The 26,266-nt window shown below is 74.0% G+C and carries 26 protein-coding genes; 12 read left to right on the top strand and 14 right to left on the bottom strand.

The window, feature by feature from the left end:
• Window positions 1-163 precede the first annotated feature (163 nt).
• A complete protein-coding gene (locus ACQUSR_RS31510; protein ID WP_431046451.1) occupies window positions 164-616 on the bottom strand; it encodes an ATP-binding protein in 453 nt (150 codons plus the stop codon).
• A 247-nt stretch (window positions 617-863) separates the two neighbouring features.
• On the opposite strand from ACQUSR_RS31510, the gene ACQUSR_RS31505 reads away from it, so the two are divergent.
• The 4 genes from ACQUSR_RS31505 (at window position 864) to ACQUSR_RS31490 (ending at window position 4,384) form a co-directional block, all read left to right on the top strand.
• A complete protein-coding gene (locus ACQUSR_RS31505; protein WP_431047958.1) occupies window positions 864-1,685 on the top strand; it encodes a helix-turn-helix domain-containing protein in 822 nt (273 codons plus the stop codon).
• 2 nt (window positions 1,686-1,687) lie between these two features.
• Window positions 1,688-1,924, top strand: a complete 237-nt coding sequence (locus ACQUSR_RS31500) for a DUF397 domain-containing protein (RefSeq protein WP_304460247.1) — start codon at window positions 1,688-1,690, stop codon at window positions 1,922-1,924.
• Between the two features lie 84 nt (window positions 1,925-2,008).
• Entirely contained in the window at window positions 2,009-2,827 is an 819-nt protein-coding gene (locus ACQUSR_RS31495) for an SAM-dependent methyltransferase (protein WP_431046448.1), read from the top strand.
• An 84-nt stretch (window positions 2,828-2,911) separates the two neighbouring features.
• Complete coding sequence (locus tag ACQUSR_RS31490; protein ID WP_431046446.1) at window positions 2,912-4,384, top strand: hypothetical protein; 1,473 nt, start codon at window positions 2,912-2,914, stop codon at window positions 4,382-4,384.
• Window positions 4,385-4,448: 64 nt separating this feature from the next.
• Here ACQUSR_RS31490 and ACQUSR_RS31485 read toward each other — a convergent pair whose 3' ends face one another.
• From ACQUSR_RS31485 to pqqA, 7 genes are all read right to left on the bottom strand, one after another.
• Window positions 4,449-5,102, bottom strand: a complete 654-nt coding sequence (locus tag ACQUSR_RS31485; protein WP_431046444.1) for a transcriptional regulator — start codon at window positions 5,100-5,102, stop codon at window positions 4,449-4,451.
• Window positions 5,103-5,216: 114 nt separating this feature from the next.
• On the bottom strand, window positions 5,217-6,710 hold the full coding sequence (locus ACQUSR_RS31480) for an SDR family NAD(P)-dependent oxidoreductase (RefSeq protein WP_431046442.1): 1,494 nt from the start codon (window positions 6,708-6,710) through the stop codon (window positions 5,217-5,219).
• 97 nt (window positions 6,711-6,807) lie between these two features.
• A complete protein-coding gene (gene pqqE, locus ACQUSR_RS31475) occupies window positions 6,808-7,875 on the bottom strand; it encodes a pyrroloquinoline quinone biosynthesis protein PqqE (protein WP_431047956.1) in 1,068 nt (355 codons plus the stop codon).
• Between the two features lie 137 nt (window positions 7,876-8,012).
• A complete protein-coding gene (gene pqqD, locus ACQUSR_RS31470) occupies window positions 8,013-8,279 on the bottom strand; it encodes a pyrroloquinoline quinone biosynthesis peptide chaperone PqqD (RefSeq protein WP_431046440.1) in 267 nt (88 codons plus the stop codon).
• Window positions 8,280-8,356: 77 nt separating this feature from the next.
• Window positions 8,357-9,100 (bottom strand): pyrroloquinoline-quinone synthase PqqC, encoded by a 744-nt coding sequence (gene pqqC / locus ACQUSR_RS31465; protein WP_431046438.1) that lies wholly within the window; start codon window positions 9,098-9,100, stop codon window positions 8,357-8,359.
• On the bottom strand, window positions 9,097-9,993 hold the full coding sequence (pqqB, locus tag ACQUSR_RS31460) for a pyrroloquinoline quinone biosynthesis protein PqqB (RefSeq protein ID WP_431046436.1): 897 nt from the start codon (window positions 9,991-9,993) through the stop codon (window positions 9,097-9,099). Before pqqB ends, pqqC begins: the two co-directional genes overlap by 4 nt.
• 9 nt (window positions 9,994-10,002) lie before the next feature.
• Window positions 10,003-10,131, bottom strand: coding sequence for a pyrroloquinoline quinone precursor peptide PqqA (gene pqqA / locus ACQUSR_RS31455; RefSeq protein ID WP_431046434.1), 129 nt, complete (start codon window positions 10,129-10,131; stop codon window positions 10,003-10,005).
• A 214-nt stretch (window positions 10,132-10,345) separates the two neighbouring features.
• Here pqqA and ACQUSR_RS31450 point away from each other — a divergent pair, with 214 nt between their 5' ends.
• The 6 genes from ACQUSR_RS31450 (at window position 10,346) to ACQUSR_RS31425 (ending at window position 16,375) form a co-directional block, all read left to right on the top strand.
• On the top strand, window positions 10,346-11,488 hold the full coding sequence (locus ACQUSR_RS31450) for a PQQ-dependent sugar dehydrogenase (protein ID WP_431046432.1): 1,143 nt from the start codon (window positions 10,346-10,348) through the stop codon (window positions 11,486-11,488).
• Window positions 11,489-11,596: 108 nt separating this feature from the next.
• Window positions 11,597-12,991: a glutamine synthetase gene (locus tag ACQUSR_RS31445; RefSeq protein WP_431046430.1), complete on the top strand. Its 1,395-nt coding sequence runs from the start codon at window positions 11,597-11,599 to the stop codon at window positions 12,989-12,991.
• A 1-nt stretch (window position 12,992) separates the two neighbouring features.
• On the top strand, window positions 12,993-14,216 hold the full coding sequence (locus tag ACQUSR_RS31440; RefSeq protein WP_431046428.1) for an amidohydrolase family protein: 1,224 nt from the start codon (window positions 12,993-12,995) through the stop codon (window positions 14,214-14,216).
• 68 nt (window positions 14,217-14,284) lie between these two features.
• On the top strand, window positions 14,285-15,079 hold the full coding sequence (locus ACQUSR_RS31435) for an SDR family NAD(P)-dependent oxidoreductase (protein ID WP_431046426.1): 795 nt from the start codon (window positions 14,285-14,287) through the stop codon (window positions 15,077-15,079).
• Window positions 15,080-15,136: 57 nt separating this feature from the next.
• Window positions 15,137-15,292: a glycoside hydrolase domain-containing protein gene (locus ACQUSR_RS31430; RefSeq protein WP_431046424.1), complete on the top strand. Its 156-nt coding sequence runs from the start codon at window positions 15,137-15,139 to the stop codon at window positions 15,290-15,292.
• 12 nt (window positions 15,293-15,304) lie between these two features.
• Window positions 15,305-16,375 carry a zinc-dependent alcohol dehydrogenase family protein gene (locus ACQUSR_RS31425; RefSeq protein WP_431046422.1) on the top strand — a complete coding sequence of 357 codons (1,071 nt, stop codon included), beginning with the start codon at window positions 15,305-15,307 and terminating at the stop codon, window positions 16,373-16,375.
• 11 nt (window positions 16,376-16,386) lie between these two features.
• Here ACQUSR_RS31425 and ACQUSR_RS31420 read toward each other — a convergent pair whose 3' ends face one another.
• A complete protein-coding gene (locus ACQUSR_RS31420; RefSeq protein ID WP_431046420.1) occupies window positions 16,387-18,714 on the bottom strand; it encodes an MMPL family transporter in 2,328 nt (775 codons plus the stop codon).
• Window positions 18,715-18,822: 108 nt separating this feature from the next.
• Window positions 18,823-19,605, bottom strand: a complete 783-nt coding sequence (locus ACQUSR_RS31415) for a phytanoyl-CoA dioxygenase family protein (protein WP_431046418.1) — start codon at window positions 19,603-19,605, stop codon at window positions 18,823-18,825.
• A gap of 35 nt (window positions 19,606-19,640) precedes the next feature.
• On the opposite strand from ACQUSR_RS31415, the gene ACQUSR_RS31410 reads away from it, so the two are divergent.
• A complete protein-coding gene (locus tag ACQUSR_RS31410) occupies window positions 19,641-20,525 on the top strand; it encodes a helix-turn-helix domain-containing protein (RefSeq protein WP_431046416.1) in 885 nt (294 codons plus the stop codon).
• Between the two features lie 63 nt (window positions 20,526-20,588).
• Here the strand turns inward: ACQUSR_RS31410 and ACQUSR_RS31405 are convergent, their stop codons facing one another.
• The 4 genes from ACQUSR_RS31405 to ACQUSR_RS31390 form a co-directional block, all read right to left on the bottom strand.
• Window positions 20,589-21,041 carry a hypothetical protein gene (locus tag ACQUSR_RS31405; protein WP_431046414.1) on the bottom strand — a complete coding sequence of 151 codons (453 nt, stop codon included), beginning with the start codon at window positions 21,039-21,041 and terminating at the stop codon, window positions 20,589-20,591.
• Between the two features lie 2 nt (window positions 21,042-21,043).
• On the bottom strand, window positions 21,044-22,054 hold the full coding sequence (locus ACQUSR_RS31400) for an SCO0930 family lipoprotein (protein ID WP_431046412.1): 1,011 nt from the start codon (window positions 22,052-22,054) through the stop codon (window positions 21,044-21,046).
• A 132-nt stretch (window positions 22,055-22,186) separates the two neighbouring features.
• On the bottom strand, window positions 22,187-23,683 hold the full coding sequence (locus ACQUSR_RS31395) for an NADH-ubiquinone oxidoreductase-F iron-sulfur binding region domain-containing protein (RefSeq protein ID WP_431046410.1): 1,497 nt from the start codon (window positions 23,681-23,683) through the stop codon (window positions 22,187-22,189).
• A complete protein-coding gene (locus ACQUSR_RS31390) occupies window positions 23,680-24,369 on the bottom strand; it encodes a hypothetical protein (protein ID WP_431046408.1) in 690 nt (229 codons plus the stop codon). Before ACQUSR_RS31390 ends, ACQUSR_RS31395 begins: the two co-directional genes overlap by 4 nt.
• Before the next feature lie 820 nt (window positions 24,370-25,189).
• Between ACQUSR_RS31390 and ACQUSR_RS31385 the strand changes: the two genes are divergently transcribed.
• Entirely contained in the window at window positions 25,190-26,200 is a 1,011-nt protein-coding gene (locus ACQUSR_RS31385; protein ID WP_431046406.1) for a PucR family transcriptional regulator, read from the top strand.
• Window positions 26,201-26,266: the final 66 nt, after the last annotated feature.

Here is a 26,266-nt window from a genome sequence, read left to right as displayed (position 1 = left end):
TGAGGCTCGGCCCGGACCCAGCCCTGGGGGATCGGCGGTCCCGGGCGGCTCGCCGGAAGCCGTGCACGCCGCCGGCGGCGCCCCGCTCCTGGCCGCTCCCCGAGCTCCCTCTCGGGCGTGTTCGGCGCCAGAGGGAGCTCGGGGACGATCGGGCCGGCCGCGGTCAGCGCCTCAAGCGCGCCCAGACCACGCGGCCGCCCCCCGCGGCGGGCCGGTCCCCCCACGCGTCGACCAGGGCGCACACGAGCATCAGCCCGCGCCCGCTCTCGTCGCCCGCGCCGGCCTGCCGCGCCGAGGGTCCGACCGGTCCCCCGCCCTGGTCGGCGACCTCGACGTACAACACCTCCGCTTCGGCCCGCAGCACGCACAGGATCTGCTCGCTGGCCGTGTGCACCAAGGCATTGGTGACCAGTTCGGAGATCACCAGTTCGACGGCGTCGCAGAGGTCGGCGCAGAAGCCCCACGCGGGCAGATGCACACGGACCCGGCGCCGGGCCGCGGCCACGGAGGTTCCCCGCGCGGGCAGTTGGAATCTTTCGTGGCACAGGCCGGTCTCGACACCGCCCGGGGGCAGGAGGCGGATCATCGTGCTGCGCTGAGGTAGTGCCACGGCCATGCGCCTTCCATCTACCTGTGGGGGCCTGGGTGCTGCAAATCCTCGGTTGCGCGGCCGAGTTGGCCGTGCCGCCACGTCACTATCGTTGTTGCGACCATCATTTGGCAAGAGGCGATCTGCGAATTGCAGAATAGCGAAGGCAGTCTGTTCGATTCAGGGCGGTCATGGCACACTGATCGCGTCGACAAGCAGGTGTCCCGGGAGGAACGACGTGGGTGAAGCGCGGTCTGCCCCGACCGTCGGCCAGATGGTCCTCGGCATGCGGCTGCGGACGCTGCGCGAGAAGGCCGGGGTCTCGTTCGACCAGGCCGCCAAGGCGCTGCACGTCAACCAGACCACGGTGCGCCGCATGGAGAAGGCCGAGGTCGGCCTGAAGATCCCGTACGTCGAGAAGCTGCTGCTGACGTACGGCGTCCCGCGCGAGGAGGTCGACGCGTTCCTCGCACTCGCGCAGGAGGCCAACAGGCCCGGCTGGTGGCACCGGTTCCGCGATGTGCTGCCCGAGTGGTTCAGCCTCTATGTGAGCCTGGAGGAGGCGGCCTACCGCATCAGGGCGTACGAGCCGCACTGCGTGCCCGGTCTGCTGCAGACCGAGGACTACGCCCGCGCCCTGTTCAGGGTCGGGTTCCCCGCCGCGAGCGACCAGGAGCTGGACCGCCGGGTCGCGCTGCGGCTGGAGCGGCAGGCGCTGCTCACCCGCCCCGACGCGCCCCATCTGTGGGCCGTGATCGACGAGACGGCCCTGCGCAGACCCGTCGGCGGGCCGGCCGTCATGCGGGCGCAGATCGACCGGCTCGTCGAAGCCCTCGCGATGCCGAACGTCACCCTTCAGGTACTGCCGTTCGCCGCCGGCCCCCATCCGGGCATGTTCGGTCCGTTCCAGATCTTCAGGTTCCAGATCCCGGAGCTGCCGGACATCGTCTACGGCGAGAACCTGACCGGCGCGGGCTACGTCGACCAGCGCGCCGACGTGGCCACCTATCTGGAGGCCCTGGACCGGATGTGCACCCAAGCCACTCCGGTGCACCGAACCGAGGCCTTCCTCGGCGCGATTCGCAAGGAGTACTGACTTTGGATCACATATACAACGGCATGCCCTCCAAACATCTCGGTACGGAGGGCTGGCAGAAGCCATGGAGCGGGCCGAACGGCGGCAGCTGCGTGGAGGTCATGAAGCTCAGCGACGGGCGGGTGGCGCTCCGTCAGTCGACCGACCCCGACGGCCCCGCCCTGATCTACGCGTACCACGAGATCGAGACGTTCATCCAGGGAGCCAAGGCCGGCGCGGCGGACTTCCTGCTCACCTGACGGCCCCACGCACACCCATCCAGCACCCCGAGCCGACCACTCCGGGTGACCCCCAGCGGCGATGACACACGAACGGAGGGCCGCATGACCGACAACGGCCTCACACTCGGCCAGATCGACACCAGCAAGCCGCACACGGCCCGGATGTACGACTACTACCTCGGCGGCAAGGACAACTACGAGGCGGACCATGAATCCGCCGATCACGTGATATCGCTCTTCCCCGCCATCAAGGTCTGCGCCCGCACCAACCGGTCGTTCATGCACCGCGCCACCCGCTGGCTGGCCCAGGAGGCGGGGATCCGCCAGTTCCTCGACATCGGCACCGGCATCCCCACCGAGCCCAACCTGCACCAGGTCGCCCAGAGCATCGCGCCCGACGCCCGGATCGTCTACACCGACCACGATCCGATCGTCCTCACCCACGCCCAGGCCCTGCTGCACAGCACCGCCGAGGGCCGTACCGCCTACATCCAGGCGGACGTGCGGGAGCCCGAACGCATTCTGTCGGCACCCGAGCTGCACGAGACGCTGGACCTGAGCCGGCCCGTCGCCCTCTCCCTCAACGCCCTGCTGCACTTCGTCTCGGACGAGTTCAAGCCGTACGAGATCGTCCGGCGACTGCTCGACGCCCTGCCCTCGGGGAGCTACCTCGTGTTGTCCCACTGCACGCCCGACTTCGCCCCGGAGACCTGGGCCAAGCTCGTCGAGATCTACCGCAACGGCGGTATCCCGGCCCAAGTGCGCTCCCGCGCCGAGGTCCAGGCCTTCTTCGCGGGGCTGGAGCTGGTCGAGCCGGGTGTGGAGGTGGCGCACCGGTGGAAGCCGGACGAGGAGGCGGCCGCGAGCACCGTCACGGACGCCGAGGTGTCCCTGTGGGCGGGCGTCGCCCGCAAGCCGTAGCCCCCTGACGCGACGGGTCGCGGGGGTACGCCGTCTGGTCGCGCGCCGGTCGCGGGCGATCGGGGGCGCTGTGAGCCTGAGGTGGTGACCGGCACCGCACCCGTTCTCACCCCTCGCGCCCGGCTCTCCGCGCCCCGGCGCCCGTCCGCCGTCCCGTGGCTCGCCGTGGTCGCGGTCGGGTACGCCGTGGTCCAGCTGGCCGTCGTCGTACCGCAGGTCGGCTTCGGGCTGCTGTGGGACGAGAGCGTCTACGCCTCGCAGGTCGACCCGCGGCGGCCCGCGCTGTTCTTCAGCGCACCCCGTTCCCGCGGCATCAGCGTGCTCGTCGCGCCGGTGGTGTCCGTGACGCAGTCGGTCGCCGTGCTGCGGGTGCTGCTCGCGCTGCTCGCGGCCGGTGCGCTGTACGCCGCGTTCCAGGTGTGGGAACGGCTCGTCGGGCGGGCCGCCGCCGCGCTCGCCGCGCTGCTCTTCGCCGGGCTGTGGATCACCCAGATCAGCGGCTCGCAGGTGATGCCGAACCTGTGGGTGGCGCTCGGCGCGGTCGCCGCCGTCGGCTGGTTCCTGCGGGTGCCCGGTGAGCCGCGCGCCCGCTGGTGGCTGGCCGCCGTGCTCGCCGCCATCACCTTGGTCCGCACCCCGGACGGCGGCTGGCTGGCGCTGCCGCTGCTGGTCGCCGCGGTGGCGGTGCGCGACTGGCGACCCGCTCTCCCCGCGCTCGTCGCCGGTCCGGCGCTCGGCGCGCTGCAGTGGGTGATCGAGGCGTACGTCCGCTTCGGCGGCATCGGGGAGCGGCTGCGGATCTCCAGCGCCACCGAGGGCGACATGGGCCTGCACTGGAACGTCGGCACGGTGCTGCGCAGCCTCAACGGGCCGCTGCTGTGCCGCCCCTGCGAGTCGGCCCTGGGCCCGCATCCCGCGCTGGCCCTGTGGTGGCTGGCGCTGCCGCCGCTGGCGGCCGCCGCGCTCGCCGTCGCCTGGCGTGACCGGCGCCGCGCGCCCACGGTCCTGCCCGTCGTCTGCGCCGCCGCCCTGTCCTTCTCGTACCTCTTCCTCATCGGCTACTCGGCGCCGCGCTTCCTGCTGCCCGCCTACGCCCTGCTGGCACTGCCCGTCGCCGCACTCGCGGTGCGTGCGGCGCGCCGCGTACGGGAACCCGGCGCCCGGCGCCGGGTGGCGGCCGCGCTGGGGACCGTCCTCGCGCTGCACCTGGCAAGTCAGCTGGTGGTGCTGGCGCACACCACGGAGTCCACCGCCGCCAGCGCCGCCCGCTACCAGCACGCCGCGGCCGACCTGCATGAACTGGGGCTGCGGCCGCCCTGCCTGCTCACCGGCTATCGCGCGCTGCCGGTCTCCTACGCGGCGGGCTGCGCCTCGGCGCAGCTGCGCGGCAACAACCGCTCCATCAGCGAACCGGAGCTGCGCCGCCGCGCCGCGCGCGTGCCGACCGCCGCGCTGGTCGAACCGGGGCGGTCCACCGCGCCGCGCTACGCCCGGGAGTGGACGCCGTACACGCTCACCCGCACCGGCTGGACGGTGTACGTGGCGCCGCTCGGCTGACCGTGGATCCGGCCCCGGACGACCGGGGCCCGTGCCAGGGCCGGCGCCGGTGGCCTGCTGGGGCTCAGCCGGCCAGGGTGTTCCAGAACATCAACTCGTAGGACTGCACCAGGCGCCCGTGACGGCGGGCGGCGCCGGTCACCCGGCCCGCGTCCAGTCCCGCCTGGACGGCGGCCCGGGTCCGCTCCTGGGCGTCCGGAGCGGGCTCGGCGAAGAGGTCGAAGAAGCCGCAGGCCGCGTCGTCGAAGCCGTAGTGGCGGCGCAGGGCCCGCGAGACGGTGGCGCAGTAGCCGCCCCAGGAGGCGAAGTTGACGGCGAGCGCGATCACCGTGTCGGCGGGTTCGGCGAGCAGCGCCAGCCGGGCGACGTACGACGGGTAGGCCTGGCAGCCCGCCCGCGGCTCGTAGGTCTCGATCGCCGACTCGTCCAGGCCGCAGGCGGCGGTCAGGGCCGCTAGCCGGTCCAGCGCGACGGTCTCGTGCTCCGCCAGGGCGGTGAAGAACGCGGCGACGGCCGGTTCCGGTGCCGCGCGCTGGGCCAGATGACGGAAGCTGCGGCGGTCGCTGTCGATGATGTGGCGCTGCTCCAGGGCGAGCGCGGCCAGGACGTCCCTGGGGGCGGTGCCCGCGGCGATCAGCGGGACCAGGCGGTTGGCGCCGCCCGCCGGGGCCAGTGCCCGGACCGCGTCGTGCAGGACCTCGGCCGCGTCACGCGTCATCGCGGGCACCTTTCCGTGGAGCCGGGGGCGTCGCCGTCCGCTCCACGGTCTCATGGGGCGCCGGCCGGCGGTCACCGGCCCGTGGTCATCGGCCCCGGGGGCGTCCGCCGGTGGTCACCAGTCGGTGGGCGCGTAGTCCTTGAGGAAGACGCCGAAGACGTCCTCGCCGTCCTCGCCCCGCACGATCGGGTCGTACACGCGGGCCGCGCCGTCGACCAGGTCCAGCGGCGCGTGGAAACCGGCTTCCGCCAGGCGGATCTTGTCCGGGTGCGGGCGCTCGTCGGTGATCCAGCCGGTGTCGACGCTGGTCATCAGGATGCCGTCGGACTCGAACATCTCCCGGGCACTGGTGCGGGTGAGCATGTTCAGCGCGGCCTTGGCCATGTTGGTGTGCGGGTGGCCCGCGCCCTTGTAGCCGCGGCTGAACTTGCCCTCCATCGCGGAGACGTTCACCACGTACTTGCGGCGGGCCGGGGAGGCCGCCATGGCCGGACGGAGCCGGCTGACCAGGATGAACGGCGCGGTCTCATTGCACAGCTGGACCTCGAGCATCTCGACCGGGTCGACCTCGTGCACCCGCTGGATCCAGGTGTTGGTGGCGTCCAGGTCGGGGACGAGCCCGCCCGCGTCGATCGCGGTGCCGGCCGCGATCCGCTCCAGGGAGGCGGAGCCGGTGGTCAGGGCGAGGGCGGCCACGTCGTCGGGGGTCAGGGCGTTGTCACGCGGGGTCGCGGGGCCGGGCAGGGCGGCCTGGGCGCCGCTGCCGAACGCGCCGAAGACGACGGACTCCGGCAGCTCTCCGGCCGGCAGCGCGGCGGACTCGCCCGCGACCAGCTCGGTGTACGCCTGTGCGGAGCGGCGGACGGTCTGGGCGGCGTTGTTGATCAGGATGTCGAGCGGGCCCGCGGCGGCCACGGAGTCGGCCAGCGCGACCACCTGGGCGGGGTCGCGCAGGTCGATGCCGACGACCTTGAGCCGGTGCAGCCAGTCGGCGCTGTCCGGCATCGCCGCGAAGCGCCGGACGGCGTCCTTGGGGAAGCGCGTGGTGATGGTGGTGTGCGCGCCGTCGCGCAGCAGCCGCAGCGCGATGTACATGCCGATCTTGGCGCGGCCGCCGGTGAGCAGCGCGCGGCGCCCGGTGAGGTCGGTGCGCGCGTCACGGCGCGCGCGGTTCTCCTTGGCGCACGGCTGGCACAGCTGGTGGTAGAAGGCGTCGACCTCGACATAGCGGCTCTTGCACGTGTAGCAGGAGCGGGGCCGCTGCAGGATCCCGGCGATCTCGGTGGTCACGGAGCTGGTCAGCGCCAGACCCAGGGTCTCGTCGTCGATCCGGTCGGCGGCGCCGGTGGCGGTGGCCTCGGTGACGTTCTTGTCGTGGGCGGTCTTCGCCGCGCGCCGCTCCTGGCGGCGGCGCTGCTTGACCGTGCGGTAGATGCCCGCGGTGGCGCGGCGCACCATGATCGCGTCGGGGTGGTCCAGCGGCAGCTCGTCCAGTTCGGCGAGGACGCCGAGGCAGACCGCGAGCCGCTCCGGGTCGATGCCCGGCCCGTAGGCGGCCGCTCCTTCGACGGCGGCCATGTCGACCCGGCCGTCCTCAGTCACCGTCATCGCCGCCGCCGCTTTCTGGTTCGTCTGTTCTACTGAAGCTTCGCCGGAACTGTACGTAAGCGGAGGCGGCGACGCCAAACCGGTGACGGGAACGCGGTCACTCCCGCTCCGGCCTGCGGTAGGCGTAGGCGGGCGCGACGGCCGTCCGGGCGGCGGCGTCGGTGAGGGCGCGCAGCCGTGCGTGGTCCGGGGAGAGCGCGCAGGCGGGGTCGGTGCGGGCGGGGTCGCCGGTGAGCGCGTAGGCCTGGCAGCGGCAGCCGCCGTGGTCCTCGTCCCGCCGGGCGCAGCTGAGGCAGGGCTCGGGCAGCCACGCGGTGCCCCGGTAGCGGCGGAACGCCGGCGAGTGGCACCAGATCCACTCCAGCGAGTGCTCCCGCACGCTGGGTGGGTCGAGGCCAGGCAGGGTGCCCGCCGCCGGACAGGGCAGGACGGTCCCGTCGGGGGCGACGGTGAGGGAGACCGCGCCCCAGCCGCCCATGCAGGGCTTGGCGACGCCGTCGAAGTAGTCGGGGACCACCCACACCAGGTCGGGGCCGCCGCGGAGCCGGCCGCGCCAGCTCTCGACCACCTCCCGGGCGCGCGCGAGCTGGTCGCGGGTGGGCAGCAGCGCGTCGCGGTTGCGCAGCGCCCAGCCGTAGAACTGGGTGTTGGCCAGTTCCACACGGTCCACGCCCCAGTCGAGGCCGAGGCGGATCAGGGCGTCGACGGCGTCGAGGTTGCCGCGGTGCAGCACGACGTTGAGGCCGAGCGGCAGCCCCGCGTCCCGTACGAGTGCCGCGGCCCGCTCCTTGTCCGGGAATGAGGCGGCACGCCCGGCGATGCGGTCCGAGGCGGCCGGGTCCGCGTGCTGTACCGACAGCTGGACGCCGCGCAGACCGGCGGCGGTCAGCTCGGCCAGCCGGGTCCTGGTGAGGCCGCTGCCGCTGGTGACGAGCTGGGTGTAGATCCCGGCGGCCTCGGCGGCGGCGACGATGCCGGCCAGGTCCGGGCGGAGCAGCGGCTCGCCGCCGGACAGGTGGGTGTGGACCACGCCGAGCCGCCCCGCCTGGGCCAGCACATCGGCCCATTGCGCGCCGGTCAGCTCCCGCGAGCAGCGGGTCAGCTCCAGAGGGTTGGAGCAGTACGGGCAGTGCAGCGGGCAGGCGTGCGTGAGCTCGGCGAGCAGCGCCCAGGGCCGGGGCGGGGCGGCTTCCCGCGGGGCGGCCTCGTGCGGGTCGGCCTCGTGCGGGTCGGCCTCCCGAGGTGCGGCCTCGTGCGGGTCGGCCTCCCGACAGGCGGCGGCCTCCTGTGGTGCGCCGCCGCTCACCGCAGCCAGCCCTCCTCCAGTACGCGGTGCAGGAAGGCGGGGACCTCGGTCTCCACGGGCGCGCCGGGGAAGCTCTCCGCGAGTTCCTCGACGATCTCCCAGACTTCGCGGGTGCCGTCGCACAGCCGCAGCACCGCCGCCGCCGAGCCGCCCAGCACGACCACCCGCTCGGGCAGGACCAGCAGGTCGTCGTCGCGTACGTGGTCGTAGCGGAGCAGGACCGTGGGCGACAGGTTGGGCCGCCACTGGGTCGCGAGGGTCACGACCCCGCTCGGGTCCTCCGCCTGTGTGTGATTTCGGTGCCGCCCCTGCTCCGGCCCTCGGTGTCGTCCCTGTTCTGTCACTGGGTGCCGTCCTCGGTCTCGTCCTCGGTTTCCTCGGTGTCGGTGGTGTCGGTGGTGTCAGCGGTCCCCGCGTGGTCGACGGCGTCGAGCAGCGCCCACAGCACGTCGCACTTGAAGGCCAGCGCGGCCACCGCCCGGTCCTGGTCGGCCTCGGTCCCGGCCCACTGGAGCACCAGGGCGAGCGCCTCCTGGCTGTCGCGCCGCCCTTGGCTGACGCGGGAGCGGAAGTACGCCAGGCCGTCGCCGTCGATCCATCGGTAGTGCCGTTCGAAGGCCGCGGTACGCGTGCGCATGATGTCGGGGGCGGACAGTTCGGTGAGGGAGGCGGCGACCGCCTCCAGTGGGGAGCGGAGCCGGCAGAAGTTGACGTAGCCGTCGACAGCGAGCGCCACCCCCGGCAGGACGTCCTGCCCGGACGCCATCCGGGCGCGGTCGAGCCCGGCGGCCTCGCCCAGCCGCAGCCAGCGTTCGATGCCGCCCTCCCCCTCCGCGGCGCCGTCGTGGTCCTGGATCCGGCGCAGCCACATGCGGCGCAGCGCGGGAGTCTCCAGTTTGGCGGTGATGAGGGCGTCCTTGACGGGGATGTGGCGCTGGTAGTGGAAGCGGTTGCTGATCCAGCGCCGCAGTTCGGCGGGGGTCAGTTCGCCTTGGTGCATACGGACGTTGAAGGGGTGGCGGTCGTGGTAGCGCTCGCGGGCGACGGCCCGCAGCCTCTCCTCGAAGGTCGCCATGCCGCTCATAGCGTGATCTCCATCCCGTCGGCGGCCACCTCGATGCCCAGCTCGGTCAGTGCGGTGTGCTGCGGTGCGGCCGGGTCGGCGAGTGGGTTGGTGTTGTTCAGGTGGGTGTAGAGGCAGCGGGCGCGCAGGGCGGCGAGCCGGTGCGCTGTGCCGCCGGGCCCGTCGATCGGCAGGTGTCCCATGGCGGTGGCGGTGCGGCCGGAGAAGCCGCTGCGCCGGGGTTCGTCGTCGTCCCAGAACGTGCCGTCGACGATCACGCAGTCGGCTGCCTCGACGGCCTGCTGGAAGGCGTCGGGCCAGGCGGCGAGCGCGGGGGCGTAGACGAGCGTGCGACCGGTGGTGCGGTCGCGCAGCCGCAGGGCCACCACCCAGGTGTCGGCGTCGGGTCCGGTGCCCGCCGCGTAGCGCGGGCGTTTGGCGGCGACCGGCAGGGCGCTCGCGGTGACCGGCGAGCCGGGTTCGAGCGGCTCGTCCCGGCCGCCGAGTTCACGCCATTCCAGCGCCGCGTAGGGGGTGAGGACGTCGCCGAGGCGGAGCCGGTCCAGCAGGGCGCCGCGGACGGGCGCGGTGGCGTGGATCCGTATCCGGTCCGCCTCGCGCAGCCGTGCGATGCCGAGGGTGTGGTCGAGTTCGGCGTCGGTGAGCAGGACGCCTGCCAGCGGGGTGCGGCGTACGCCGGGGCCGGGGTGGAGGTCCGGGCAGTCCTCGATCTGGTCGCCCAGATCGGGGGTGGCGTTGACCAGGTACCAGCGGCCTTCGGCGACCTGGACGGCGAGTGAGGCATGGCGGCGGCGCCGGTGCGGGTGGGCGCGCGCCCCGGAGCAGCCGGGACACGCGCAGTTCCACTGGGGTAGGCCGCCGCCCGCCGCGGTGCCGAGCACGCGCAGCAGCATGGCGGCGGGTCAGCGGGTGCTGAGCGAGTAGGCGGTGACCTCCAGCGCGGTCTCCACGATCACGTAGTCGGGGGTCTGCCAAGCGGTTTCCTCGGGGCGGAGCGCGGTCTGCTCCGCCTGCTGCGGGGTGTCGTTCATGACGGTTCCGCCTTCCTGTGGTTGGGGGTGATCCCCGGGACGGATTCCCGGGGATCCGCACATGGTGAAGGTCACGTCGTGGGCGTATGTGCCCCTGATGTAAGGCGAGTTGACGACCGCACACATCTCTTGACCCTTCGCGAGCGGCGGCAGTACGTTCCCACGAATCATCAGGAACCTTTCCTATCAGCTTTCCCCACCGTTGGAGCCGTTGATGCGGAAATCAACGCACCGCCCTCACCTCCCACCCCACAGCAGTACCCGCATTCGCCGCGGTCTGATCGCGGCGGGTGCCGCGACCGCCCTGGCCGCCGGGCTGCTGCTCGGCGCGGCCGGCAGCGGCGGCGCGGCGGACACGGGGGACACGGCGGGCACGGGGGCGGCGTCGGTACCCTCCGGCGTGACCACCGTCTCGTCCGGCTGGACCGTCCCGTGGGGCTTGGGCTGGCTGCCCGACGGCTCCGCCCTGATCACCGAACGGGACTCCTTCGCGGTCTCCCGGCTGACCGGGTCGGGAACGAGGACGCAGGTGGGCAAGGTGCCCGGGGTGGTCACCACGGGCGGCGAGGGCGGCCTGCTGGGTGTCGCCGTCTCACCGAGCTGGAACAGCGACCACCACGTCTACTTCATGCACTCGTCCGCGTCCGACAACCGCATCGTGCGGATGACCTACGACGGCTCCTCGCTCAGTGCGCACAAGACGCTGGTCACGGGCATCAAGAAGAACAGGTTCCACAACGGCGGGCGGATCGCGTTCGGCCCGGACGGCTATCTGTACGCCACCACCGGGGACGCGCAGGACACCGCGCTGGCGCAGGACAAGAACTCCCTCAACGGCAAGATCCTGCGGCTGACGAAGGACGGCGCACCGGCCCCGGGCAACCCGTTCGGCACGCTCGTCTACTCCTACGGGCACCGCAATCCGCAGGGGCTGGCCTGGGATCCGGACGGCAGGCTGTGGTCCGCCGAGTTCGGCAACAACGCGTACGACGAGCTCAATCTGATCGAGTCGGGGAAGAACTACGGCTGGCCGATCTGCGAAGGCTCCTGCTCCACCCCGGGCATGACCGGTCCCGAGCGCCAGTGGCGGACCGGCGAGGCGTCGCCCAGTGGTGTCGCCTACGCCGACGGGGCGCTGTACATGGCGGCGCTGCGCGGTGAGCGGCTGTGGCGGATCCCGGTCGACGGGGCGGACACCGGCACGCCGCAGGCGTACTACGTGAACGCCTACGGGCGGCAGCGGACGGTCGCGGCCTTGCCGGGGGCGAGCGCCCTGTGGCTGACCACGACGAACGCCGACAACAACGGCGGTGAGCCGGACGGGGCCGACAAGGTGCTCCGGATCGAGCTGAGGTAGCCCGGTCGGCGGCGGAAGCGGCCCGGTCGGCGGGCGGGGCGCGGGTGCGGCCGGATCCGGCACTCGTAGATCATCAGCGTGCGACACTGCGTCATGACGGAGTGCCGCATGCCGACGGGAGCCGCCGTGGACGCACAAGGGCGCGAGCACGCACGGGCCAGGGCCCGCCAGGAAGCCGACCGGCTGGCCGCCGAGGGTGTCCGGGGCGCCGCGCTGACCTGGGTGGACAACGCCGGGCTGACCCGCGTGAAGGGGGTACCGACCGCGCGGCTGCCGGATGCCGCGCGCTGGGGCGTGGGCATGTCGCCGGTCTTCGACGTCTACCTGGTGGACGACTCGATGACCAGCAGCCGCCATGTGGGCGGCCCGGACGGGGATCTGCGGCTCTTTCCCGACCTGGACCGGCTGACTCCGCTGGCGGCGCAGCCCGGTTGGGCGTGGGCGCCGGTCGACCGGTACGACCAGTCGGGGGCGCCGCACCCGGTGTGCCAGCGGCTGTTCGCCCGCCGGATGTCCGAACGCGCCGCCCAGCGCGGCTTCGGGCTGCGGATGGGGTTCGAGACCGAGTGGGCGGTGACGCGCGCCGGCACACAGGAGGCCGGTGCGGGGATGGTGCCCGAACTCGTCCGCCCGGGTGCGGGCCCCGCCTATGGCATGGCGCGCGTCGTGGAGCTGTCGGACTACCTCTCCGACGTCCTCGACGCTCTGTGTACCGAGGGCGTGGAGGTCCTCCAGCTCCACCCCGAGTACGCGCCCGGCCAGTTCGAGGTGTCCGTGGCGCCCGCCGACCCGGTCGGCGCCGCCGATCTGGCCGTACTGGTGCGGGAGACGATCCGGGCGGTCTCGGCCCGGCACGGACTCACCGCGCTGTTCGGGCCCGTCATCGAGGCGGGCGCGGTCGGCAACGGCGGGCATCTCCATCTCAGCCTGTGGCAGCACGACCGGAACCTGTGCCGGGGCGGCGACGGCCCGTACGGGATGACGGCGACGGCCGAGGCGTTCCTCGCCGGGGTGCTGCGGGAGTTGCCCGCGCTGCTGGCGATCGGGGCGCCGTCGCCCGCCAGCTATCTGCGCCTGGAACCCTCCCGCTGGGCCGGCGCGTTCCAGTGCTGGGGGCTGGAGAACCGCGAGGCCGCCCTCCGTTTCGTCACCGGCGCGCCGGACGCCCCGGGTGCGGCCAACGCCGAGGTCAAGTGCTTCGACGCGGCGGCCAATCCGTACCTGGTGGTGGGCGCGGTCATCGCGGCGGGTCTCGCGGGGCTCGACGCCGGGCTGTCGCTGCCGGATCCGGTCGCCGGTGATCCCGCGGTCTGCGGCGCAGCGCCCCGGTTGCCCACCTCGCTCGGCGGGGCGCTGCGGCATTACGAGGGCTCGGCGGTGCTCCGCGAAGCGCTGGGCGATCCGCTGTTCGAGTCCGTCGCGGCGGTGCGCCGAGCGGAGGCGGAGCTGTTCGAGGGGGCCTCGCCGGAGGCGATCGCGGCGGCCACCCGCGGACGGTACTGACATGCCGCCCGAGCACGGTTCCGGTTCGCAGCCCGGACAAGGCTCCGGTATGGCGCCCGAGCACGGTTCCGGTACGGCGCCCGAGCACGGCTCCCGTACGCCCCTCGCGGCGCGGGAGCTGCCGCTGCCGCCGCTGGTCGACCACCACTGCCATGGCGTGGTGCGCGGCGACCTGGACGATGCGGGGTTCGAGGGGCTGCTCAGCGAGTCCGACGCGCCCGCCGCCCGCGGCACCAGCTTCTTCGACACCCAGCTGGGCTTCGCGGTGCGCCGCTGGTGCCCGCCGCTCCTCGGGCTCGACGCGCACTGCCCGCCCGAGATGTATCTGGCCCGGCGGCGCGCACTGGGCTGGGAGGAGGTGACCCGGCGGCTGCTGCGGGCCGCGGGCATCGGCACGTTCCTGGTGGACACCGGCCTCCCCGGTGACCTGACGGACCCGTCGCAGCTCGCGGCGGCGGGCGGCGGCACGGCGCGCGAGATCGTCCGGCTGGAACACCTCGCGGAGCGGATCGCCGACGGCACGCGGTCCGCGGCGGCCTTCCCGGCCGAGCTGGCGGACGCGCTGCGCATCGCCGCGCGGACGGCGGCCGGGTTCAAGTCGGTGGCCGCCTACCGGCATGGTCTCGACCTCCCGGCCGAGCCCCCCACCGCCGCGCAGGTCGCGGCGGCGGCGGGCCGGTGGCTCGGCGACCGCGCACCCGGCGGCCGGCTCACCGACCCGGTGCTGCTGCGCCATCTGCTGTGGTCCGCGGCCCGGACGGGGCTGCCGCTGCAACTGCACACCGGGTTCGGCGATCCCGACCTGACCCTGCACCGCTGCGACCCGCTGCTGCTCACCGACTTCATCCGCGCCGTACGCCCCACCGGCTGCACGCTGGTGCTGCTGCACTGCTACCCGTACCACCGGAACGCGGCCTATCTCGCCCATGCCTTCCCGCATGTCTACGCGGACGTCGGGCTGGCCCTGGGGCACACCGGGGCCCGGGCCGAAGCCGTGCTCGCCGGGTTCCTGGAGTTGGCGCCGTTCGGCAAGCTGCTGTTCTCCACCGACGCGTACGGGCTTCCCGAGCTGTACGTGGTCGGCAGCCGGCTCTTCCGCGGGGCGCTGAACGGTCTGCTGTCCCGCTGGGTCGCCGACGGCGCCTGGGCACGGGCGGACGCGGAGCGGGTCGCGGCGCTGATCGCGGCGGGGAACGCCCACCGGGTGTACGGGACGGGTGCCTGACCTGGGCTCCGTCCCGGACCCGCTGCCCGGTAGCGTGCCACCGACCGAACAAACTGGAGGTGGATCGTATGCGCATCCCCGGCTCGACCGTCCTGATCACCGGCGCCACCGGAGGGATCGGGCGGACCCTCGCCCGCGCCTTCGCCGCCAAGGGCGCCAGGCTGCTACTCACCGGACGGCGCGCGGACGTCCTCCAGGAGCTGGCCGCGTCGCTGGGCGGGACCACCCGGACCGTGGTGGCCGATCTGGCCGTCCGCGCCGACGTGGAGCGGCTGGCGCACGAGGCGGCGGACGTGGACATCCTCGTCGCCAACGCCGCGCTCGCCTCCAGCGGCGAGGTGCTGGAGTGCGCCCCCGAGGACGTCGACCGGGCGCTGGACGTCAACCTGCGCGCACCGATCATGCTGGCCCGGCTGCTCGCGCCGCGGATGGTGGCGGCCGGGCGCGGCCATCTGGTCATGGTCGGCTCGATGTCGGGGCGGACCGCCTCCCCCGGCGCCGCGCTCTACAACGCGGCCAAGTTCGGCCTGCGCGGCTTCTCCCACGGCCTGCGGCAGGATCTGCGCGGCACGGGCGTCGGGGTGTCGATCGTGCAGCCCGGCTTCGTGCGCGACGCGGGCATGTTCGCCGACAGCGGCGCCACCCTGCCCGCGGGGGTCCGTACGGTCTCGCCGCGCCAGGTCGCCCTGGCCACCCTCCGCGCGGTCGAACAGGACCGCGGCGAAGTCAACATCGCCCCGCTGGAGCTGCGGCTGGGCGGGGCGATCGGCGGGCTGTTCCCGGGGCTGGCGGCGGCGGTGCAGCGCCGAGTGGGGGGCGACACCGTCCGCCAACTCGCCGAGGCGCGGCGCGGCAAGCGGTGACGCGCGGCGGGGGCGTCCGTCACCGGCTGACGACCGGAGGGACGCATCCGCCACCGTATGACCGGAAATGACGGCCTGGGCGCGATGTCGGCCTGGTCTGTCTTCTCCTCTCCCGGTCCGTACCGGAGGATGAGCGGGAGCGATTTCTTCGCGCTCGCCAGTCCACAGTTCGTACCGACAGCCGTCACCATAGGGGCGTACGGCGGACGGTGAGGGAGCGGGCCTATGCGGGCGGTGGTGTTCGATGCGTTCGGGCGGAAGCCTGAGGTCCGGGAGGTCCCGGATCCCGCGGCCTCGCGCGGCGGGGCGGTGATCCGCGTCGAGGCCACCGGACTGTGCCGCAGCGACTGGCACGGCTGGATGGGGCACGACCCCGACATCCGGCTGCCGCACGTGCCCGGCCATGAACTGGCCGGTGTGGTCGCGGCGGTGGGGCCGGACGTCGCCAACTGGCGGCCGGGGCAACGCGTCACCGTGCCGTTCGTGTGCGCCTGCGGCCGCTGCGGGGCCTGTGTGGAAGGCGCCCAGCAGGTGTGCGAGCGGCAGAGCCAGCCGGGGTTCACCCACTGGGGTTCCTTCGCCGAGTACGTACCCGTGGAGAACGCCGACATCAATCTGGTCGGCATCCGGGATGAGCTGTCCTTCACCACGGCGGCGGGTCTCGGCTGCCGCTTCGCGACCGCGTTCCGGGCCGTCGTGGCACAGGGCCGGGTCGCCCCGGGCGAATGGGTCGCGGTGCACGGCTGCGGCGGGGTCGGCCTCTCCGCCGTGATGATCGCGGCGGCGGCGGGCGCGCGGGTCGTCGCGATCGACATATCGCCCCGCACGCTGGACCTGGCGCGCCGCTTCGGCGCCGCGCTGTGCATCGACGCCTCGTCGCTGCTGGGCTCGGTGGCGGACGCCGTGCTGGACGCCACCGGCGGTGGCGCGCATCTCTCCCTCGACGCGCTGGGCAGCCCGCGTACCTGTGCCGCGTCGATCAACAGCCTGCGCCGGCACGGCCGGCATGTCCAGGTCGGCCTGCTGCCGCCGGCCGCCGGGAACCCGATGCTCCCGATGGCCCGCGTGATCGCCCTCGAACTGCACGTGCTCGGCAGCCACGGCATGGCCGCCGCCGCGTACGCGCCGATGATGGAGATGGTCAAGGCCGGGACGCTACGCCCGGACCTGCTGGTGACCCATACGATCGGCCTCGACGAGGCGCCGACGGCGCTGGTGGCGATGGGTTCCAGGAGCCGCAACCGCACCGGGGTCACGGTCATCGAACCGCACCGCGCCGCGGAGGGTTCCCGCTAGTCCGGGACGCGTCAGGCGCCGCTGGGGCGCGGCCCGGGCTCGGGGCCGGAGCCGTGGGGGCACCTCCCGGCGGAGGTCAGGGGAAGGCCGGGTGCGGCCGGGGTGCGCGGCGGCTCACTCAGGCGCGCACCCTCGACGTCGACGTCAGGCAGGATCCGGTCCAGCCACTTCGGCAGCCACCAGGCCTTCCCGTCGAGCAGGGCGAGCAGCGCGGGCACGATCGCCATACGGACCACGAAGGCGTCGAAGAAGACGGCCACCGCCAGCCCGAAGCCGATCGTCTTGACCATCACCTCGTCGGAGCCGACGAAGCCCGAGAAGACGCTGATCATGATCACCGCCGCGGCGGTGACGACGCGCGCGCCGTGCCGGAAGCCCGCGACCAGGGACGGGGCCGGGCGCATGCCGTGCACGTACGCCTCCCGCATCCGGGTCACGAGGAAGACCTCGTAGTCCATCGCCAGGCCGAAGACCACGCCGATCACGAAGATCGGCATCGTGCTGGTGATCGGGCCGGTCTCCTCGACCCCGAACAGGGCGCCCAGCCAGCCCCATTGGAAGACCGCGACGATCACGCCGAGGGTCGCGACGACGGACAGCAGGAATCCCAGCGCCGCCTTCAACGGCACGAGCACGGACCGGAAGACGACCGTCAGCAGTACGAACGCCAGGCCGACCACCAGCGCCAGATACGGCACGAGCGCGTCGTTGAGCTTGCGCGACATGTCGATGTCCATGGCGGTCCGCCCGGTGACGAGGACCTCGTCACCGGCGAGGCCGCGGAGCGCGGCGACCAGGTCCTGGGTGGTGGTGCTGGTGGGGGCGGACGCCGGTACCACCGTGATGGTCGCGGTGTCCCCGGCCTTGTTGAAGGCGGGGGCGGACGCGCTGGTCACGTCGTCGAGCCGCTTGACGGCCCGGTGGACCCGGCCCGCCACGGCCTTCGGGTCGCGGCTGCCCTTGGCGTCCACCGCGACGATGAGCGGCCCGTTGAAGCCCGGGCCGAACCCCTCCGCGAGCATGTCGTACGCCTTGCGCCGGGTGCTGTCGCCGGGCGCCGTCCCGTCGTCGGGCATGCCCAGTTCCAGGCTCGCCGCCGGGATGGCCACGGCGCAGAGCCCGAGCACGCTCAGCAGCAGCACGCCGACCGGGCGGACCAGTACGTAGCGGGCCCAGCGGGTCCCGGTGTTGGTCTCCGGCACCGCGACCCGCCCGCCGTCCGGGCGCCCCGCACCGTCCGGGCGCCGCTCGCGGCCCGTACGCCGCCCGTGGGCCGAGGGCTTCCCGCGCTCCGCGCGCCCGCGCCGCCCCGGGCGCCGGTCGCGGGCGAGCACCCGGTCGCCCGCGAAGCCCAGCAGCGCGGGTATCAGCGTGAGCGCGATGACGACCGCGACGGCGACGGCGCCCGCGCCCGCCAGGCCCATCTTGGTCAGATCAGGGATGTCGACGACGGACAGGCCGACCAGCGCGATGATGACCGTGAGGCCCGCGAAGACGACCGCCGAGCCCGCCGTGCCGACGGCATGGCCGATCGCGTCGTCCCGCTCCCTGCCCGCGGCCAGTTCGCCGCGGAAGCGGGAGACGATGAACATGGCGTAGTCGATGCCGACGGCGAGGCCGAGCATCATCGCCAGGATGGGTGTCGAACTGCCCAGCCCCAGCGGTCCGGTGAGCGCGGTGATCCCCGCGACGGTGACGCCGACGCCCACGACGGCGGTCAGCAGCGGCAGGCCCGCGGCGACCAGCGACCCGAAGGTGACGGCGAGGACGAGCGCCGCGACGCCGACGCCGATGACCTCGGTCACGCCGGTCGATGGCTGCTCGTCCATCGCGTCGCCGCCGATCTCCACGACCAGCCCCGCGGACCGCCCGCGCCGGGCCGCGTCCTTGAGCGCATGCCGGTCGCCGTCCGCCAGCTCGACGGCCTTGACCTCGTACGAGACCAGTGTGTAGGCGGTGGTGCCGTCCTCGCTGACCCCGCCGTCCCGGAACGGATCGCTGACGGAAGCGACCTTCCCCGAGCCGGGCCCGGTCCGCAGGCCCTGGACGACCTTCGCGACGCCGCGCCGGTGTTCGGGATCCTCGATCTTCTCGCCGAAGGGCGCCTGGAACACCACCCGGGCGGTGGCGCCATCGGAGTGGGAGTCGGGAAACCGCCTCTCCAGCAGGTCGAACGCCTTCTGCGCCTCGGTGCCGGGGACATTGACGTCGTTGGTCGCCGGGTACGACGCGGTCACCGCCGCCGTGCCGACGGCCGCGAGCAGGGCGACCCAGAGCAGTACGACGAGCCGACGCCTCCGGAACGCGAACCGGCCGAGTGTGCTGAGGAACGTGGCCACGAGGGTGGTGCTCCCGTCTCGTCGAACCCGACACGCCAGTGCATACGAGACGGTTTGGTACACCGGGTGGGTGGAGCACGGCTCTCGGACCGCTGGAACTCCGGCGGCTCAGCCGGTCTCGGTGCCACAGGGGCCGCCGCCGCTGCTCGGCTCCAGGAACACCTCGTCGCCGCCGAGCGTGAAGGTCCGGTAGAAGCGCGCGATGCTGCGGGTCGATCGGGGCGCGTAGTGGCAGATGAAGGAGCGCCGGAAGCGGTCGGCGGTGGTGTTGGGCTCCGAGCCGTGCACCAGGCTGCCGTTGAAGAACAGCACGTCACCGGGGTCCATGTCGACGGGCACCCGGGCGAGGCCGGGCGGCACCCGCACGTACTCCTTGGTGAAGTACGTGCCGGGGTCGGCGTCCTCCGGGCAGAACAGCTCCATCCGGTGGGTGCCGGGGACGACTTCCAGGCCGCCGTTGGACCGGTCGGCCCGGTCCAGCGCCACCCAGGCCGCGACGCAGGTGCCCGGTTCGACCCGTAGATAGAAGTTGTCCTGGTGCGGCGCCTGGCCGCGGGCGCCGGGCGGCTTGAAGTAGAACATGCTCTGCGCTGCTACCGGCTCCTCCCCCATCAGCTCGGTCACCACCCGGCCGATGCGGGGGTCCAGCAGGGTGCGCAGGGCGAGTTCGCTGACCAGGTGCGGGTTCATCACGCGCGGGTAGGCGCGCAGCGGGTCGTAGGGGCCGTACGGATCCTGCGGGCGGGGTTCGAAGTGGCCCGGCAGCGGTCCCGCGGCCCGCAGCGCGGTGAACTCCGCCAGCAGCCCCCGCACCTCGGCGGGCGGCAGGAAGCCGCGCAGCACGGTGTGCCCGGTGCGGTGGAACAGGGTCGTGTCCAGGCTCGGGTCCATGGTTCGACCGTAGGCGCGCCCGGCCGTGCCAGGCTATGCCCGTGGCGTCCGAGAACCTGCCTGATCCTGCTGCCCCGCCCGCCGAAGTGCTGATCGTCGGCCGCTACGCGCAGCGCGCCGGATACGCGGTGCGGCGCGAGCGCGGGGCACCGAGCTGGCTGCTGCTGTGGACCGACGGCGGCGCGGGGCGCGTCCGGCAGGGCGGGGCGGAGCTGACGGCACGGGACGGCGACCTGGTGGTGCTGGCGCCGGGTATCCGGCAGGACTACGGGCTCGCGCCGGATGCGGAGCGGTGGTGCTTCTGGTGGGTCCACTTCCAGCCCCGACCGGCGTGGGAGCAGTGGCTGCGGCCGTATCTGCGGGGTGCGGGCTGCTTCGCGGTGCCCCGGGTGGCGCCCGGGGTCCGGCCCCGGATCGGCGCCGCGCTGCGCCGGGCGCACGCCGACGCCCGGTGGTCGGGCGAGGGGGCGCCGCCACCGGCCGTCGCCGCGCACCGGACCACGGCACCGGCGGTGGTGGCCGCCCTTCCGCACGCGCACGAGCTCGCGCTGAACGGCGTCGAACGCGCCCTGCTGCTCGGCACGTGCGGCGCCCCGGGGGCGGTCGGGGAGGATCCGCGGGTGCGGCGGGCGGAGGCGCTCATCGCCGCCGACCCCGCCGCGCCGCACACCGTGGCCTCGCTGGCCGCGGCCGTGGCCCTGTCACCGTCCCGGTTCGCCCACCTGTTCGCCGCGCGGACGGGCCGTACCCCGATGCGGGCGCTGCGCGAGGCGCGGCTGCGGCACGCGGCGCGGCTGCTGGAGACGACGGCGCTGGACGTCGGCCAGGTCGCGTCGGCGTCGGGCTTCGCCAGCCCGTTCCACTTCAGCCGCGCCTTCCGGGCCCGCTTCGGGGTCTCTCCCCGGGGGTTCCGCGGCTGAGCCGGTCCGGTGGGCCTGCTCCGGCCGCGGCCGGACGGCGCCGTCCGCCCGGGGAGGGGCGGGTCAGGGGAGGGAGCCATGGCCATGGTGCTGCCCCGCCTCGATCGTGCCGCCGAGTTCGTCGCGCAGCGCCGCGAGCGGCTTCACCGGACGCGCCGTGACGACCCATCGCTTGCCGACGAGATACGTGCCCCCGTACGCGCGGGCCTCCGACAGCCAGGCGCGCTGTCCGCTGTCGGCGGCGAAGGTGACCATCCGGAACTCGCCGCGCTCGGTCCGGCAGCCGGCCTGGCGGAGCTCCTCGGCGTCGACGTAGACATCCGCCGTGCAGCCGATGGCCGCGGCGATGTCGCGCACCGACTCGGGGGCGGCGGCCGGCGGACGGGTGCGGTCCGCCGTACCGCCGCCCGCCACGCCGCCGCCCGCCGTACCGCCGCCTCCGCAGCCGCCCAGGAGGGCCGCCGCGCAGAGCGCGGCGACCGGGGACAGCAGCCGTCCGGGCCGGGGACGGGCCACGGTCAGCTCCCCTGCCCCGCGCCGGCTCCGGCCTTCTTGCCGTCCTTCGTGACGGCGAACCACAGGCCCTGCTTGCCCTGGCCGTTGGTGTCGCCGGGCTCGGTGTCGCCGGTGAACGTGTAGACGGGCCAGCAGTCGACGGCGAGCTGCTTGGTGCCGTCGGGCCGGGTGAACGTGCTGACCAGCTTGGCGTTCACGCCCTTGACCTTGGCCTTGTCGACGGCCGCGGCCGGCTTCCAGGTGTCCAGGCAGGCGTCGACGCACGCGGACTTCATGGGCCAGGCGCTGTCCTTGTTGAAGCGGTAGAGGGTCATCCACTTCCCGTCCACGATGATCTCGCCGAGCTTCGCGTCCTTCATCGTGGACAGCTCCGCGGCGTCCTCCGGTGCCTTGGGCTTGTCCGCCGTCTGGCCGGCCTTCTTGCCGTCGGGGGCCAGCGCGTTCCACGTGCCGCCGACGCCGTGTCCCTTGGTGTCGCCGGGCGCGGTGTCCTTGGCGTAGCGGTAGACCGGCCAGCCGCCGAGGGTGAGCTGCTTGGAGCCGTCGGCGCGGGTCACCTCGCCGAGGAGTTCGGGATCGATGCCACTGGACGCGGTGGCGTCGGCGGCGGGGACGGGCGGCCAGGCGGCGGCGCAGTCGCCGTCGCAGTTGGAGGCGGGGGGCTTGGCGGTGTCCTTGTCGAATCGATACAGCGTCCAGCCCTTGCTGTCGGTCACGACCGGGCCCAGTTCGGGAACGTCGCGCACGGCCAGCTTCTTCGCCGGTGCGCCTGCCTCGGACTTGCCGTCGCCGTAGCCGCCGGACTCGCCGGAACCGCTGCCCTCGCTCGATCCGTAGCCGTAGCCGGACCCCTTCGATCCGTCACCGGCGCCGTATCCCTTGTCGATCGCGTCTCCGGCCGGCTGGACCTTGTCGTTTCCCTGGGACTTCGTATCCGAGCCGCCGCACGCCGCCGTCAGCATGATGACCGCGACCGCCGTGCCGGCGAGTGCCGCGTGACGCCGATTCCTCATGTTCACTCCTTTGGGTCGGGGCGGCGGTGTGCCGCTGCCCCCTCGATACGGGGTGCGGCGCGCCCGGCGTTCAATCGGCCGGGAATTTGTCACAGAGCGACAAACGCGCCGCGGTCCTGTCACGGTTGGGGTTCAGGTCTGGATGCGCAGTGCCAGGGCGGGGCAGCGCCGGATCGCGCGGAGCGCCCGGGGGCGCTGGCGGCGCGGCAGCGGCATGCTGGCCTGCGCGGGATAGCCGTCGGCGCCGAGCCGGATCACGCCTGGCACGATGTCCGCGCACAGGCCGTGGCCCTGACACAGCGTCCAGTCCACGACCAGCCGCTCGTCCGCCTCGGCGGCGGTGCCGGTGGCCGGCGGTCCGTACGGGGTCGCGGCGGCGGGGTCCTCGGCGGGCAGCGGCAGGACACCGCGTACGGGGCGTCCGCAGCCGCTGCCGAAGGCGTGCTGTTCGAAGTCGTCGGGGAAGGCGGCGAGGGCGCTGGCCACGAAGTGCGAGGTGCCGTCGGGGTGGCTGCACGCCCCCCTGCCGCGGACGGCCCGCACCCGCGTGTGGACGGCCTCGAAGGCGGCCCGGCCGCCCCCCTGGACGAGGCCGGCGAGGGTGTCGGCGAGGGCGGGCAGGCCGAGCACGCACGGCCCGCACTGGCCTGCCGACTCGGCCGCCATCCAGCGGGCGACGCGCAGCGTCTCACCGGCCGGGCAGGTGTCCTCGGGCAGCGGCAGGACGGCGCCCGCGCCGAGCACCGCGCCCTGCGCGGCCAGCGAGTCGCGGGAGACGGTCGCCGCGCGGGCCGCGCCGGGGCCGAGCCACCGGCCGTGGTAGCCGCCGACCAGGACGCCCTGCCCGGCGTCGGTGCCGCACAGCTCCAGGACGTGGGAGAGCGGCACGCCCGTGGGGACCTCCACGACCTGCGCTCCGGCGACGGTGAGCAGGACGGTGCCGGGTTCGGTGGGCAGGCCGGTGGCGCGGAAGGGCAGCGCGCCGAGCCGGGCGGCGACGCCCAGTTGGGCATAGGTCTCGGTGTTGGACAGCAGCGTGGGCAGGCCGTCCAGGCCGCTCTCGCTGGTCCGCACCCGGCGGCCGGAGGGCAGCGCCACGCCGTTGTTCAGGCCGCCCGTGAGGGCGGTCCCCTCGCCGGTGACGAACCGTTCGGGCAGCTGGGTCACCCGTATCCGGCAGCCGCCGGGGGCGCGTTGGGCGACGGCCGCGGTCACCGACCGGGCCACGTCGGGCCGGGTGACGCCGATCGCGATGTCCTCGGCGCCGAGCGCCTCGGCGGCCAGTTGCGCGCCGTCGAGCACCAGGTGCGGGGTGTGCAGCAGCAGCGCGGTGTCCTTGAGGCAACTGGGCTCTCCCTCGCTGCCGTTGACCACCACGGCGGTCCGTCCGTCGGCACGCCGGGCGGCCGCTGCGACGGCCCGCAGCTTCCGGGCGAACGGGAAGCCCGCGCCGCCCCGGCCGCGCAGGTCGATGTTGTCGGCGAGTTCCAGCAGCTCGCCGGAGCGCTGTTCGGGCAGGGCGCCGTGCACGGTCAGGTGGGTGACCCGGTCCAGCCACCCCACCTCGTCCAGCCCGGCCAGCAGCCGGGGCGGGCCGACGCAGGCGAGCCGGGGGACGGGCCCGGTCATGGCCGGTACCCGCGCGGGCCGCGTGGTCGGCCGTCGGCGGCGGAGGTGGCGGCGGTGGTGGCACGGGCCGCCGCCGCACCGCGCCGGAGCCTGGCGTACGCGCGCTGGACGAGTACGGCGGCGACTCCGGCCAGGCACAGGGCGTACGCGGTGGTCGCCCACCAGGCGGCCGCGCGGCCGGATTTGAGGCCGTGCACCAGGGCGGCGCCCCAGGCCGCGTACGCGCACAGGTGCACCGCGCGCCACCAGTGGGAGCGGCCCTTGGCCGCGAACGAGCCGCGGACCGCGCCGGTCACCGCGGCGGCCAGGAACAGGTAGCCGGCGAGCGTGCCGAGGCCGATGAGCAGCCGCTGGTCGCCGTCGGTGAACGGCACCGCGGCGGCGACCGGGCCGGTGCGGCCTTCCGCGACCTTCACCCAGATGTGCAGCGCGAGGAAGCCGAATCCCGCGACGGCCGTGCCTCGGTGGACGGCCTGGGCGATCAGCCGGTGGCCGGTGCGCAGCAGCAGCCGGTCGGTCGCGACCAGCCCCCACAGCACGGTGGCGCTGAGGGAGACGAGCGCGAGGACCCCCGCGCCGAAGTCGAGGAAGTCCCAGAACCGGGCGAGGGCGCCCGCGTTGCCGGCGACGGCGAGGGAGAGCACAGCGGCGGCACCGAGGACGCCCGCGCGGATGGTGCCGGACACCGGCCGGAGCCGACCGGGATCCGGTCCGCCGCGGAGGAGCGGCGGTTCGGGCGGTTCCGGCCGCGGCGGGGGCCTGAGCCCGGCGCGCCGCCCGCCGGTGGCCGGCGGGCCCGCGTGGCGCCCCCTCCTGCGGGGCCGGTGCGGACCGGCCGGCGGACGGGCTGTCAGCGACTCTGTCTGAACGTGTGTTTGCGTTTGCGCTTGCGACTGCGTCGGGGAAAGGGTCATCGATGCCTTCCGAGCGCGCGGGCGCCCATTTCGTCTCGGATGCCCAGGTCGGGGGGTAGTCGGCTGAGGCGCCAGCGGCGGCAGCCGGGAGGCAGAAGTATCGCGACTCTTCCCAGAAGCTTCACAAGCTTTATCGCGGTGTGACAAATTCTTGGGCGCACCCGTTCGCCGTGCCCCGCGGCTACGGAAGATGCCCATCCGGGCGGTTCGGCCACGGCTTGGACCGGCCCCGAGTGGAAGGTGTCCCCATGCATGCATTCCCAGGTTCACGGCCCGTGAACAGCCCCCGCCCGGCACCGGCCGGGGCAAGATCCGCCGGCCGGCACTGACCGCGTCGACAAGCGCCCCGCGAGGCGCAGGAGGACCCTCAACTCCTGATTACCGGGCAGGTGCATTGCCCCCCGGCGAGAACGAGGTAAAGATGTGCGAACTTCTCAACCGCATGTGGTCGCGCCCGAAAAGCGAGTGGGATTGCGTTCTGCGCAGCGAAATCCCGATGTTCGCTGAAGTACTGGCGGATGCTCTGCGCCATACAGAACCGGGCTTTGCCGCTTTTCTGAGGGAAACATCCCAGGAAGCGGCCCGGCAGGGCATGGAGCTGGCGCTGCTGGTCGCGCTCGGCTACCGGACGGTCGCGGACGAAGCGCCGTCAGGCGCCGTACCGAAGCAGCAGCGCGGCGGCCGGGAGATCGGGCCCGGTCCGGCGGCGCTGACTCCCACGGTCGCTCCGGCCCCGGCGCCGAACCCGACCCCGGCCCCCGTCCCCGCCCCCGTCGCGGACCGCACCCGGCAGGCGCTGTTCGAGGCGCTGGTCGGTGACCCGGCGCGCGCGTCGCGCTCGCTGCCGGAGCTGGCCAGGTCGGCGCGGTGGCCGCTGCCCGACACGGTCCAGGCCGTCGTGCTGGCCGCGCCGGGCGAACTGCCCCGGCTCTCGGCCGCCATGGGCGATCTGCTCGTCGGCGCCGTCGACAACCGGCCGTGCCTGCTCATCCCGGATCCGGGCCAGGGGCCGGAGGCGCGAACCGCGCTGGAGACGGCGCTGCGGGGGCGTTCGGCGGCGGTCGGGCACACGGTGCCGCTGTACGACGCCGCGTCCTCGCTGCGCTGGGCGCGGCGGCTGCTGTCGATGGCGCCCGTGGACGGCGGTCCCGAAGGCCCGGTGGTGTTCGTCGACGACCACCTGTCCACCCTGCTGCTCCTTCAGGACGAGTCGCTGGCACGGGCGCTGGCCGCCCGCTGGCTGCGGCCGCTGACCGGTCTGACCCCGCGGCAGAGCGAGCGGCTGGAGGAGACGCTGCTGGCGTGGCTGGAGGGCGGGGGCGCGCCGGAGGCGGCGAAGGCGCTGCACGTACATCCGCAGACCGTGCGCTACCGGCTGCGCCAGATCGAGAAGCTCTTCGGCCCCGGGCTGCGCGATCCGCGGACCCGCTTCGAGCTGGAACTCGCGCTGCGCAGCCGCCGGTTGATGGCGCAGGTGCGGCGGCAGCGGGCGCGCGTGACCCGCAGGGCCCGGACTATGGCGGGCGGCGTGACCAGCGGCATGACGGGCGGCCGCCGCCTCGCGCTGGGTATCGCGCGGGAGGCCCGGGTCAACGGCCTGTGAGCGCCGCGGAAACCGTACGGCGGCCCTGGCGTCGGAGCCGGGGCCGCCGTATGTCGTACGCCGTGC

This window comes from Streptomyces sp. P1-3 (genome assembly GCF_050613155.1).
Classification (GTDB): Bacteria; Actinomycetota; Actinomycetes; order Streptomycetales; family Streptomycetaceae; genus Streptomyces.
The sequence above is the reverse complement of the archived record's forward strand: the minus strand, read 5'-3'. Positions and strand labels throughout refer to the sequence as shown.

What these genes read in the sequence shown, in the direction of transcription:
- ACQUSR_RS31395 (WP_431046410.1), bottom strand. Translation starts at nt 23,683, where the DNA reads ATGACCGGGCCCGTCCCCCGGCTCGCCTGCGTCGGCCCGCCCCGGCTG.
- pqqC (WP_431046438.1), bottom strand. Translation starts at nt 9,100, where the DNA reads ATGAGCGGCATGGCGACCTTCGAGGAGAGGCTGCGGGCCGTCGCCCGC.
- ACQUSR_RS31425 (WP_431046422.1), top strand. Translation starts at nt 15,305, where the DNA reads ATGCGGGCGGTGGTGTTCGATGCGTTCGGGCGGAAGCCTGAGGTCCGG.
- ACQUSR_RS31445 (WP_431046430.1), top strand. Translation starts at nt 11,597, where the DNA reads ATGCCGACGGGAGCCGCCGTGGACGCACAAGGGCGCGAGCACGCACGG.
- ACQUSR_RS31495 (WP_431046448.1), top strand. Translation starts at nt 2,009, where the DNA reads ATGACCGACAACGGCCTCACACTCGGCCAGATCGACACCAGCAAGCCG.
- pqqA (WP_431046434.1), bottom strand. Translation starts at nt 10,131, where the DNA reads ATGAACGACACCCCGCAGCAGGCGGAGCAGACCGCGCTCCGCCCCGAG.
- ACQUSR_RS31435 (WP_431046426.1), top strand. Translation starts at nt 14,285, where the DNA reads ATGCGCATCCCCGGCTCGACCGTCCTGATCACCGGCGCCACCGGAGGG.
- ACQUSR_RS31400 (WP_431046412.1), bottom strand. Translation starts at nt 22,054, where the DNA reads ATGAGGAATCGGCGTCACGCGGCACTCGCCGGCACGGCGGTCGCGGTC.
- ACQUSR_RS31480 (WP_431046442.1), bottom strand. Translation starts at nt 6,710, where the DNA reads ATGACGGTGACTGAGGACGGCCGGGTCGACATGGCCGCCGTCGAAGGA.
- ACQUSR_RS31450 (WP_431046432.1), top strand. Translation starts at nt 10,346, where the DNA reads ATGCGGAAATCAACGCACCGCCCTCACCTCCCACCCCACAGCAGTACC.
- ACQUSR_RS31415 (WP_431046418.1), bottom strand. Translation starts at nt 19,605, where the DNA reads ATGGACCCGAGCCTGGACACGACCCTGTTCCACCGCACCGGGCACACC.
- ACQUSR_RS31510 (WP_431046451.1), bottom strand. Translation starts at nt 616, where the DNA reads ATGGCCGTGGCACTACCTCAGCGCAGCACGATGATCCGCCTCCTGCCC.
- ACQUSR_RS31410 (WP_431046416.1), top strand. Translation starts at nt 19,641, where the DNA reads ATGCCCGTGGCGTCCGAGAACCTGCCTGATCCTGCTGCCCCGCCCGCC.
- pqqB (WP_431046436.1), bottom strand. Translation starts at nt 9,993, where the DNA reads ATGCTGCTGCGCGTGCTCGGCACCGCGGCGGGCGGCGGCCTACCCCAG.
- ACQUSR_RS31505 (WP_431047958.1), top strand. Translation starts at nt 864, where the DNA reads ATGGTCCTCGGCATGCGGCTGCGGACGCTGCGCGAGAAGGCCGGGGTC.
- ACQUSR_RS31430 (WP_431046424.1), top strand. Translation starts at nt 15,137, where the DNA reads ATGACCGGAAATGACGGCCTGGGCGCGATGTCGGCCTGGTCTGTCTTC.
- ACQUSR_RS31385 (WP_431046406.1), top strand. Translation starts at nt 25,190, where the DNA reads ATGGAGCTGGCGCTGCTGGTCGCGCTCGGCTACCGGACGGTCGCGGAC.
- ACQUSR_RS31485 (WP_431046444.1), bottom strand. Translation starts at nt 5,102, where the DNA reads ATGACGCGTGACGCGGCCGAGGTCCTGCACGACGCGGTCCGGGCACTG.
- ACQUSR_RS31440 (WP_431046428.1), top strand. Translation starts at nt 12,993, where the DNA reads ATGCCGCCCGAGCACGGTTCCGGTTCGCAGCCCGGACAAGGCTCCGGT.